Source organism: Streptomyces sichuanensis (genome assembly GCF_020328095.1).
Taxonomy (GTDB): domain Bacteria; phylum Actinomycetota; class Actinomycetes; order Streptomycetales; family Streptomycetaceae; genus Streptomyces; species Streptomyces cinnamoneus.
In genome coordinates, this window is sequence record NZ_JAIXMK010000195.1 from 1 (window position 1) to 9722 (window position 9722).

11 protein-coding genes and 2 pseudogenes are annotated in these 9722 nt (G+C 71.2%); 7 read left to right on the forward strand and 6 right to left on the reverse strand.

All coding sequences use genetic code 11. The annotated features are described in order from the left end of the window. From LE181_RS30570 to LE181_RS30580, 3 genes are all read left to right on the forward strand, one after another. The coding region (locus LE181_RS30570) for a Rossmann-like domain-containing protein (RefSeq protein WP_263869599.1) at positions 1-465 on the forward strand (465 nt) is incomplete at its 5' end. Continuing rightward, a complete protein-coding gene (locus LE181_RS30575; RefSeq protein WP_225664758.1) occupies positions 462-1517 on the forward strand; it encodes a GHMP family kinase ATP-binding protein in 1056 nt (351 codons plus the stop codon). The genes LE181_RS30570 and LE181_RS30575, both read left to right, overlap by 4 nt. Beyond that, positions 1438-2481 carry a pyridoxal-phosphate dependent enzyme gene (locus tag LE181_RS30580; RefSeq protein ID WP_225664759.1) on the forward strand — a complete coding sequence of 348 codons (1044 nt, stop codon included), beginning with the start codon at positions 1438-1440 and terminating at the stop codon, positions 2479-2481. Before LE181_RS30575 ends, LE181_RS30580 begins: the two co-directional genes overlap by 80 nt. A gap of 28 nt (positions 2482-2509) precedes the next feature. Here LE181_RS30580 and LE181_RS30585 read toward each other — a convergent pair whose 3' ends face one another. Continuing rightward, positions 2510-3169 (reverse strand): type III effector protein, encoded by a 660-nt coding sequence (locus LE181_RS30585; protein ID WP_225664760.1) that lies wholly within the window; start codon positions 3167-3169, stop codon positions 2510-2512. A 129-nt stretch (positions 3170-3298) separates the two neighbouring features. On the opposite strand from LE181_RS30585, the gene LE181_RS30590 reads away from it, so the two are divergent. The 3 genes from LE181_RS30590 (at position 3299) to LE181_RS30600 (ending at position 4759) form a co-directional block, all read left to right on the forward strand. Then, positions 3299-3730: an Hsp20/alpha crystallin family protein gene (locus LE181_RS30590; protein WP_225664761.1), complete on the forward strand. Its 432-nt coding sequence runs from the start codon at positions 3299-3301 to the stop codon at positions 3728-3730. 118 nt (positions 3731-3848) lie between these two features. Continuing rightward, positions 3849-4244: a DUF2267 domain-containing protein gene (locus LE181_RS30595; RefSeq protein ID WP_225664762.1), complete on the forward strand. Its 396-nt coding sequence runs from the start codon at positions 3849-3851 to the stop codon at positions 4242-4244. 77 nt (positions 4245-4321) lie between these two features. Then, positions 4322-4759: a DUF2267 domain-containing protein gene (locus tag LE181_RS30600; protein ID WP_225664767.1), complete on the forward strand. Its 438-nt coding sequence runs from the start codon at positions 4322-4324 to the stop codon at positions 4757-4759. A gap of 399 nt (positions 4760-5158) precedes the next feature. On the opposite strand, the pseudogene LE181_RS30605 reads toward LE181_RS30600, so the two are convergent. The 3 genes and pseudogenes from LE181_RS30605 to LE181_RS30615 form a co-directional block, all read right to left on the reverse strand. Next, positions 5159-5367: pseudogene (locus LE181_RS30605) on the reverse strand (hypothetical protein); the annotation flags it as partial. Positions 5368-5416: 49 nt separating this feature from the next. Continuing rightward, positions 5417-6154: an alpha/beta hydrolase gene (locus tag LE181_RS30610; RefSeq protein WP_225664763.1), complete on the reverse strand. Its 738-nt coding sequence runs from the start codon at positions 6152-6154 to the stop codon at positions 5417-5419. 265 nt (positions 6155-6419) lie between these two features. Beyond that, the gene (locus tag LE181_RS30615; protein ID WP_225664764.1) at positions 6420-7655 is read right to left on the reverse strand and encodes an outer membrane protein assembly factor BamB family protein; all 1236 of its coding nucleotides are present in this window, start codon (positions 7653-7655) and stop codon (positions 6420-6422) included. A 316-nt stretch (positions 7656-7971) separates the two neighbouring features. On the opposite strand from LE181_RS30615, the pseudogene LE181_RS30620 reads away from it, so the two are divergent. Next, positions 7972-8088 (forward strand): annotated as a pseudogene (locus tag LE181_RS30620) (VCBS repeat-containing protein); the annotation flags it as partial. 64 nt (positions 8089-8152) lie between these two features. On the opposite strand, the gene LE181_RS30625 reads toward LE181_RS30620, so the two are convergent. Together LE181_RS30625 and LE181_RS30630 are read right to left on the reverse strand one after the other, a co-directional pair. Beyond that, a complete protein-coding gene (locus tag LE181_RS30625; RefSeq protein ID WP_225664765.1) occupies positions 8153-8371 on the reverse strand; it encodes a hypothetical protein in 219 nt (72 codons plus the stop codon). Positions 8372-8545: 174 nt separating this feature from the next. Beyond that, positions 8546-9722, reverse strand: a 1177-nt coding sequence (locus tag LE181_RS30630) for a cytochrome P450 (protein WP_225664766.1), incomplete at its 5' end; no start/stop codon positions are given.

The following is a 9722-nucleotide window of genomic DNA, read 5'->3' on the forward strand; positions in this document are numbered from 1 at the left end:
ACCCTCCCCGCCGGCACCCCGGAGGTCCGTGCAAGGGCCCGCGACGGGGCCATCGCCGGACTGCTGGACATCGAGGAAGGCGCGACGGTCGGTCTCATCGGCGTCGTCAACCCGTTGATCGCCGCGATACGCGAGCGCGGCGGCCGGCCGCTGCCCTGCGACTTCAACCTCAAGACCACCCAGTGGGGCGACCCCGTCACCGACGACATGCACGAGGTGCTGGACCGTGCCGAGGCCGTCGTCGCCACCGGAATGACCCTGAGCAACGGCTCGTTCGACACCATCCTGGAGCGCTGCCGGTCCCGGGGCGTCCCGCTGATCGTCTACGCGCAGAGCGGCAGCGCCGTCGCCCGCGCCTTCCTCGGCTCGGGTGTCACCGCCCTGTCCGCGGAACCGTTTCCCTTCTCGCAGTTCAGCGCCGAGGAGACGGTTCTGTACCGCTACCGGACGGTGAGCGGCGCGTGATTCCCGCCGCCCGCACGGCCGTGCCGGGTGCCGGTGCCCGTGCCGGTGAAGAGGTCACCGGCACCGGGTACGCCCCCTGCCACCACGGCGAGATCCTCCAGGGCGTCTTCCTCGACGACGATGGACGCCGGTGCGCGGGCCTGGTCACCCTGCCGATGGCCGGGCCCGGCAGCAGCGCCGCGTTCGTCCGCCGGCCCGGGACGGCGCCCGAGGCGCTCACCGTCGTACCCGCCGACCGTACGAAGGCCGCGCGAGCCGCGGCCCTCGCGGTGGCGGAGTGCGCGGAGCGGACCGGCCGGCCGCCCTGCGGCGGGGAGTTGCGGCTCACCGGTGAGGTACCGGTGGGCCTGGGCATGGGCAGCTCCACCAGCGACGTGATCGCCACCGTGCGCGCGGTCGCGGATGCGTACGGACTGCGACTGACCCCCGACACGGTCGCCCGGCTGGCCGTGCACGCGGAATCGGCCTGCGATCCGCTGATGCTGGACGGCCGCCCGGTGCTGTTCGCCCAGCGGGAGGGCCGGGTCCTGGAGGTCCTCGGCCCGGCCCTGCCGCCGCTGGTCGTGGTGGGCTGCGCCCTCGGCGGGGGCGCGCCCGTGGACACCCTGTCCCTGCCCGTGCACGAGCCCCGCGACAGCGACGTACAAGCCTGGGAGCGGATGCGCACACGGCTGCGCCGGGCGGTGGCGACCGGCGACGTACGGCTGCTCGGCCAGGTCGCCACCGCCAGTGCGCGGCGCGGCCAGCAGGTGCTCGGCCACCCGGAGTTCGACGCGCTGACGGCCATCGCCCGCCGGGCCGGGGCGGCGGGTGTCCAGATCGCGCACAGCGGCGCGGTGGCGGGCGTGCTGTTCGACCCGGCCGCGCCGGGCCTGCGCCACCGCGTCCGCAGCTGCCTGCGCGCCCTGGACGCCCACGGCATCCCCGCCACCCGGACCTTCACGACGTTCACCACCCCCAAGGAGATCCTGGATGGACCAGCACATCGCGGAGTCGATCGGCCGCCCGGACCTGATACGCCTCGACGACCGGCTCGTCTGCCTGCGCTTTGAGACGATGAAGGTGGTCTCCGCCCTCGCCGCGGTGCGCCACCTGCTGGACACCAGGGTGGTGCGGCGCGGCGACACCCTGCTGGACAGCTCCAGTGGCATCTACGCCTACGCCCTCGCCCTGGCCTGCCACCGGCACGGCATGCGCTGCCACATCGTCGGCTCGACGACGGTGGACCACACGCTGCGCACCCAGCTCGCCGTCCTCGGGGCGACGCTGGAGCAGATGGAACCGTGCAGCGACCTCAAGCTCGACCAGAAGCGGCGCGTCGAGCGGATCCACGAGATCCTCGCCGAACATCCCGAGTACCACTGGATGCGGCAGTACCACGACGACGTCCACTACCTCGGCTACCGCGAGATCGCCGACCGGATCCGGGATGAGGCCGGCACGGACGGGCTCACCGTCGTCGGCGGCGTCGGCTCGGGGGCCTCGACCGGAGCCCTGGCCCGCTACCTCCGCGCGACCCCGGCGGGACCGGCGGACGTCGAACTGGTCGGTGTCCAGCCGTACGGCAGCGTCACCTTCGGCGCCGAGCACGTCTCCGACCCGGAGATCATCATCGCCGGGATCGGCAGCTCGATCCCCTTCGGGAACGTCTCGCACGAGCTGTACGACACCCTGCACTGGATCTCCTTCGACGCGGCCCTGGCCGGCAGCGTCGACCTGCTGCGCCGGCACGCGGTCTTCGCGGGCCTGTCGACCGGCGCCGGCTACCTCGCCGCCCGCCACGAACGCGACCGCTCCCCCGGACGAACGGTCCTCTTCATCGCCGCGGACACCGGCCACCGCTACGTCGACACCGTCTACGCCCGCCACCGCGAGGCCGCACCGATCGCGGACCTCGCCCCGCGGGAGGTCTCCGACCGGAGCCGATTGGCTCTGCCGTGGTCCCGGATGCGCTGGAACCGCGCCCCGGCGACCCGGCAACAGCTCTCTGATGCGGTCGAAGCCGGGCCCTGGTGACCGGCGACGTCCGTTCCCTGCGGATCGGTCAGCCGGGGTCGGCGGCTGCGGTCGTGGCGGAGTTCGTGAGGGTGTCGAGTTGGGCGGTGAGGTCGGGGTGGGTGTCCATCAGGTGGGGGCGGGTGGCGTTCAGGGGGCTGATGAGGGCGGCGGGATCGTCCTGGGCGAGGGCTGCGCGGAGTTGGCCGAGCGGGAGGCGGGCGGCGGTGGGGAGGTCGGTGAGGGCGCTGATCTGACCGGCTATGCGGCGCAGGTCGGCGGCATGGTGACGGGCCCAGACGGCGAGGGTGCGGTCGGCGGCGCGGCGCTCGCGGGTGGCCTGGACGCGTTGTTCGCCGGTGGTTCCGGCAGGGCCGGGCCGGTTGCGCAGGTAGCGGCGTTCGGCAGCCTGGCGGCTGGCCACGCCGAGGGGGTGGGCGAGGTCGGCCCAGCTGGCGCCTGCACGACGGGCGGTTTCGATCAGGCCCGTTTCCCATCCGGCGAGCTGCTCACGGACGTGCCGCAGCAGCAGGAGGGAGGCCAGGGCCTGCTCGGGGCCGGTGCTCTGGGCGGGGAAGGTGCCGGGGACGTCGTGCTGGGCGGCGGTGAGGGCGTTGTTGATGATCTCCAGGGCCGCTGCGGCGGCCAGAAACGAGGCCGGGCTCTGGGCGTCGGCGCTGGGAGGGACCGGCTGGTCGGCTGGTGCCATGGGCACCTCCTTCCGGGCTGTCATCGCTTTGACGACATCAATGTTTGTCATCCATTGGATGACATGCTACAACGGTTTCAGTGAGGCGCATTGGCAGGTACTGCCCCGAACCTCTGGAGGTGTTTCGCGATGTTGATGCGCACTGACCCCTTCCGTGAGCTCGATCGACTGGCTCAGCAGCTGACGGGCCCGGGCACCTGGTCGCGGCCGTCCGCGATGGCGATGGACGCCTACCGCGAGGGCGACGAGTACGTCGTGGCCTTCGACCTCCCCGGCGTCAGCGCGGAGGCCATCGACATCGACGTCGAGCGGAACATGCTGACCGTCAGGGCCGAGCGCCGGCCCATGGCGAAGAGCGACGACGTGCAGATGGAACTGTCGGAGCGGCCGCTGGGCATCTTCTCCCGGCAGATCGTGCTGGCCGACACTCTGGACACCGAGCACATCAAGGCCGACTACGACGCCGGGGTCCTCACCCTGCGCATCCCGATCGCCGAACGTGCCAAGCCCCGCAAGATCGCCATCGGCGGGGACCACTCCCGCAAGGAGATCTCGGGCTGATCCCGGCGACCCAGCGCAATCAGCGGCGGAGGACAGGCGCCTGACCTCCTCCCCTCCCCCTCCCCTCTCCCCTCTCCCCCTCCTCCGCACCCCGGGATGCAGAAGGGCGGTGGCCGACATGACCCTGCGATGGGAAGCGTTCCTCGACCATGTGCAGGAACGCGGCGAGTACAACAGCCGGCACGAAGCACAACGTGCGGCTCGTGTGGTGCTCGCCCTGCTGGGCGCACACCTGGTCGGCGAGGTGCGCGCCCAGCTGGCGGCGCGCCTGCCGGAAGACTTCTCCCTGGTCCTGCTCAATCCGCTGCAGAGCGCCGAACCCCTGCCACCGGAGCGGTTCGTACGAGCGACGGCGGCCTGGATCGAGGGGGCCACGGACCAGACCGCGGCCTGGGACGTCAGCGCCGTCCTCAGCACCGTCGCCGACGCGGCCGGTGACGAGCTGCTCCAGCAGATCCTGTTCCAGCTCCCCGCGGGCTACGACCTGCTCTTCGGCCGCCCGCAACCCACCTGACCACCGCACACCCGGTGCCCGCACAGCCCGCCGGGCACCGGTACCACCACCTCGGCGACAGAAAGGCAACGACCGCAGTGATGTCCGACCGGCGCGCACCACTCCAGCAGCCTTATGGGCCGGCATACGAGCAGATGCTGGAGAAGATCCGCTACGAAGGCGCCTACCCCACCCGCGAACGTGCCGACGAAGCCGTCCACCTGGTCCTCGCGGGGCTGGGACGCCAGCTGACGGGCGACGAACGCGTCGAACTGGCCGCCTGCCTTCCCTTGGAAGCCGCACGCGTCCTCACCGCCCAGATACCCAGCACCCAGCCGCTGACCGGCTGGGCCTTCGTCAAGGACCTGGCTGCCCGCAGCGGCGCCAGCCTGGCCACCACCCGCTGGGACACCGGTTCCGTCTTCTCCGCCGTCGCAGCCTTCGCCGGCACCGAACTGCTCACCCGCATCCTGCGCCAACTCCCCTCCGGCTACGCGCTCCTGTTCGGCCGCGCCGAACTCACTCCAGCCGCCTAATGGTCACAGGGAGGGCGACGCCCACCGTCGCGCACTGGCCGAGCTGCAAGCCAGGTGACGCATGTGTCGCCCTCTACTGTGACCGCGCAGGAACGGCCTGGCATCCTGCTGACGCGACCTCTCCTTCCGAAGGGCGCGATGGCCATGACCCAGTCGCCTGCGGATCCGGGCGACTTGCCCCTGACGCGGCGGCCGGGCGAACCCGCCATCGTTCACGCCCCTGGTATCAAGGGAGTCCCGGCCGGCCGTCGGTACGGTGTCCGGACATCCGGCCGGTGCCCGGCACGCGCGTCCACGTCCTCGACCAACTGCAGCGCCCGGTGCCGCCGGGCGAGCCCGGAGAACTGTGCATAGGTCGCACACGCCGCCGTCACCGGCCGTCACGGCCCGTCGGGCGCCGTCCCTCGCGGTGTCCTCGTCTGCCTGAGCCAGGCGGGCGATGGCCAGGACGGCACTGCCGCCGGCCGAAGCCGGCAGCATCATCGCCCGCCTGAACCGCACCGAGTTCGTGCCACCCGCCGGATGAGCTGCTGAAGCTTCTGTCCCTTCTGCTCAGTCAGCCTGCGGACCCCGACCGGTGGCGCCGTTCCCGTCTCCTGGTTGGAGATTCACGTCCAACCAGTACAGCGATCAACCCGGCAAAGGTTCCCGGTCACATCACTGGCGCAGATGCCGGGTGAAGAACCGGGCCGCGTCGTCCCCCGCGAACGGCGGCACGCCGGTGTGCCCGCCCATGTTGGCGTGGAGGGTCTTCTCCTCGGAGCCGAAGGCGTCGAACAGGTCCAGGGCCGCCTGCCGGTCGTTCCCTTCGTCGTCCCACTGCAGCAGGACGTGCAGCGGAATGGTGACCTGGCGGGCCTCCTCGAACGTGGCGCGAGGCACGAAACTCCCGGTGAAGAATCCGGCGGCCACGATGCGCGGCTCGACCACCGCCAACCGGATGCCGATGGAGATCACTCCCCCCGAGTACCCGACCGGGCCGCCGATCCCGGGCAGCGACAGGAGGGCGTCCAGGGCGGCCTGCCATTCCGGGACCGCTTTGTCGACGAGCGGGAGGACGAGGGCGTCGATGATCTCGTCGCTGACCGGCTCGCCGGCTTCCATCGCCCGGCGCAGGTCGGCGCGGGCCTGCTCGGCGGCGGCCCAACGGGGCCGGTCGCCGCTTCCGGGGAGCTCGATGGTGGCCGCGGCGAAGCCGTCCGCCACGGCCTGCCGGGCCCGGGCCACCAGTCGGGGGTACGTCGTGCGCAGCCCGAGAGGAGGAGGGCCGAGCAGGATCAGCGGCGTCGGCGAGGGTGCGGATGCGGGCGTCCACAGGATGCCGGGGATCTCCCCGAGGGTGAATTCGCGCTCCAGAACGCCGTCGTCGAGGCGTTGTTCAGAAGTGAAGTGCATGGTCGTGCCTTTCGAGAGTGCCTTTGAACGGCGCTCCCGGACGACCTATCGCCCGACCGTGACCCCGGAGGGGAGCACCCATGTCGATACTGCGTTCACGGGTACCACCTCCTCGTTCTCTCGCACGGCCTCCGGAAACATAACAGTTGTCCCCGAGGCCCGCCAATGGGTTTCTGTGACGGTGGCCATGACGTAGTCGCGGGCGCGTTGGATGACGGCGGGGACGGGCGGGGCGTCGACGGCGGAGGAACTGCCCGGCATACGCTCAGCCGGCGGCGGACGCATCGGCTGACGGGTAGACGTCGATGGCCCGAGCCGTGGCGTCGTAAACCAGGCCGTAGCCGTCATTGACCATGGCGGGCGAGACGAGACCGATGTCCGTGCGGAGGTCTCTTCCTGTACGGACATCAAGTGTCATGGCCCGACCTGCCTGGGCGTAGACCACACCGTGCCACACCGCGGTGATCTCGGGCGCGACACGGTCCGCCGCCTCGTCGGGCAGTCGCCACAGGACACGCGCGCTGCGCACGTCCACGGCCCACACGGACGCGCCGCCGGAACTGTCGGCCCCGGCGCACACGGTGGTGTTCCAGCCGTCGTAGCGACACTCGTCCAGGGAGGTGTCACCCGAGTCCAGACGGGTCGCACCGGTCGCGGGGTCGATCAGCAGGGTGCCGCCCGCCTCGGCGCCGTCGGCCCACGTCAGTCCGGGGCCTGGGTCCGAGGTCCGGGCCTCGCCGAGCCGGAGGTCTCGCTTCCACAGCTGGGCGCCGTCGGTGGTGGACCTGCCCACGAAGTCGCCGTCGTCGCGGACGCCGACGACCACCGACGGCTCCAGGTCCACGCCCTCGAAGCCGGTGTCCGTCCAGACGACCCGGCCGGTTCGCGTGTCGAGCAGGGCGGACAGCGGCGGGGTCTCGGAGTAGCCCGGGGCGTCCGAGGCAACGAGTACGTGCTGGGCGTCGGCGCCGACCACATGGGGGACGGCCGTGGGGTCCGTGTCCTTGCCGACGGAGATCGCGCGTGTCCACAGGGTGGCGCCGGTGCCCGCGTCCAGGGCGACGACGGTGATGCCCCGCCGGTCGGCGTATATCCCGCTGCCCTCTTCCGTGGTGGTGAAGGCACCGATCACCTTGTCGCCCGTGAGGCGGGGCGCCTGTGCGACGCTCCCGCCGTCGGGGACGGCCGTGTGCCAGGCGAGGTCACCGGAGTCCAGCCGGAAGGCGGTGACACCGACGTCGTCCTGGTCGTAGGTATAGGCGAGGCTCGCGCCCAGCGTCACCACGTCGGCCGGATCGTCGTCGCTGACCGGGGAGGGCCAGGCCCCCTGGAACGTCGCGGTGGGGGTGTCCGGGAAGGACGCGGGCGGGACCTTTGACTTGATCGCCCGACCGCCCTCGGACGGCTGTCCGCCGCACGCGGCCACGGCACACAGGACACCGATGGCGAAGGCAGCACGTAGTCGACGCCCCACGGCGCTGCGCCGGTTCGCGGAATGCATCGCGTTCATGGACACCACAGAGTGGCAGAAGGGGACGCCAGAGGAAGCCTCTCCTCACCATCGGATGCTCGGGCCGGATCCCACTACGCCGATGCCGAAGCGCGACGGGATGCTCACGATGACCGGCAGCGAGGGCAGCCTGACGGTGATGCCCGGAAGGGGAAGAGCACGAAACGATCAGCCAGGTCGACCATGTGAGCCCGCTGTTGCAGGGGACATGTCGGTTCCTGCAGTGGTGCTTCAAGGGTGAAACGCGGGAAGGGAGTGTTCGGAAGGCTGATCTTCACACCACAACTTGGTGTGCACTCCGAGCAAAAAGCACCTTCGCTTCCTCGCCGACATCACCGGTGACGGACGCGCCGACATCGTCGGCTTCGGCGGCCCGGGCGTGTACGTGGCCCGCAACCTCTTCCGCCGCTTCAGGTCCCGCTAGTCCTCACAGCCGTAACCCGGCAGTCGCCCCGAGACGGAGGGCAGACGTGGCACCGGCCAACACGTCACCGGGGGAAGTCCAGCCGGTGAGTCTCTACCCGGGCGTCGACGAAGCGCTGCTGGAGCGGTTCGTCGACGCCGTGGAGACGGGCGACGCCAAGGGGCTCGCACCCGTACGGGCCGAGGAGGTCGCACAGACCCGTCAGCCGGGTCTGTTCCGGAAGGTGAAGGTCGAGGTCGCGGGCCCTGAGGACGTCGCCGACGGCTCGAAAGCCCTCGACCACCTCATCGCGGAGTCGGGCGGCGCGTACGCCGAGGCCGGTTTCCCCGCGCGAGCAGCATCTGGCCCCCGTCGCGGCGGAGTTGGCAGGCCGCGGCTCGCTGACCTGCAAAGGGGACAACTGGGCGCCAGGCCGGAAGCAACGCCACGATCGTGTCCCCTCTCGTGGTGCAGGAGATCAGTCCCCCTGCCAGGTCACGCGCATCGCCTCCGGCCCCCGGATGTGCGGCCGTACTCTCCACGTGATGTCGCGGACGGTCAGCTCCGGGGCCCTGGTGAGCAGCGCCCGCAGTCCCTCCTGGAGGTCGATGCGCCCGAGCTGGGCGCCGACGCAGTAGTGCGCACCGTAGCCGAAGGTGAGGTGTCCACCGGCCGACCGGGTGAAGTCGATCGCGTCGGGGTCCTCGAATCGGGCCGGGTCATGGTTGGCCGACTCGACGGCGACGGTCAGGGCTTCGCCCGCGCGCACCAGCGTGCCGCCGACGTTGACGTCCTCCCGCGCATAGCGGACGAACAGGCCGGCACCAGCCGAGGCGTTGTTGCGCAGCAACTCCTCGACTGCCGCCGGCAGCTCGGCCGGGTTCGCACGCAGCCTGTTCCAGAGCGCACGGTCGCCCCGCGTGAGAACGTGGACGCAGTTCGGAATCTGGGTGATGATCGCCTCGAACCTGGCCAGCAGCATGCTGACGACCAGGTCGATCAGCTCGTCGTCGGTGAGCCGGTCCTCCTCCTCCCGGGCCTGGACCATCGCCGACATCAGGTCGTCGCGGGGATGGGCCCGGCGCTCGGCGATGAGCCGCTCGGTACAGACGCGCAGGGCACCGAACCTCCGCATCATGTCCTCGGCGCCGACGGCGCTGCCGGGCATCAGCGCCTCGCTGGTCGACTCGAACACCTCCCGGTCCGAGACCGGCACGCCGAGCAGGTCGCAGATGGACAGCACGCTCATCTTCTGCGCGTAGTCCACCACGATGTCCATGCCCGGCCCGGCGTTCATCGCCGACGACAGCAGCTCGTCCGCCACCGCCCGCACCGTCGGGCGCTGCGCTTCCATACGGGATCTGCTGAGGGCTTTGACCAAAAGCGTGCGCAGCCGGGTGTGTTCGGGGGCATCCATGGTGATCAGCCCGGCCAGCTCCGTCGCCTCTTCCTGGCGCGGGAAGTCCCGGCCGACCGACATCGCGCGGCTGAACCGCGTATCGCCCAGCACCAGCCGGGCGTCCGCGTAGCGGGTGACCAGCCAGGTGGGTTCACCGTAGGCGAGCCGCACCCGGAGCAGCCCCTTGCGCTGCCGCAGCTCCCGGAACCGCTCGTTGACCTCGATGCCGCGGCCGTCGTCGAAGGGGAAGTGCTCC

Excerpts from the sequence above, each read along its gene's own strand:
- LE181_RS30615 (WP_225664764.1), bottom strand. The coding sequence starts at position 7,655 with ATGCATTCCGCGAACCGGCGCAGCGCCGTGGGGCGTCGACTACGTGCT.
- LE181_RS30595 (WP_225664762.1), top strand. The coding sequence starts at position 3,849 with ATGACCCTGCGATGGGAAGCGTTCCTCGACCATGTGCAGGAACGCGGC.
- LE181_RS30590 (WP_225664761.1), top strand. The coding sequence starts at position 3,299 with ATGTTGATGCGCACTGACCCCTTCCGTGAGCTCGATCGACTGGCTCAG.
- LE181_RS30585 (WP_225664760.1), bottom strand. The coding sequence starts at position 3,169 with ATGGCACCAGCCGACCAGCCGGTCCCTCCCAGCGCCGACGCCCAGAGC.
- LE181_RS30580 (WP_225664759.1), top strand. The coding sequence starts at position 1,438 with ATGGACCAGCACATCGCGGAGTCGATCGGCCGCCCGGACCTGATACGC.
- LE181_RS30610 (WP_225664763.1), bottom strand. The coding sequence starts at position 6,154 with ATGCACTTCACTTCTGAACAACGCCTCGACGACGGCGTTCTGGAGCGC.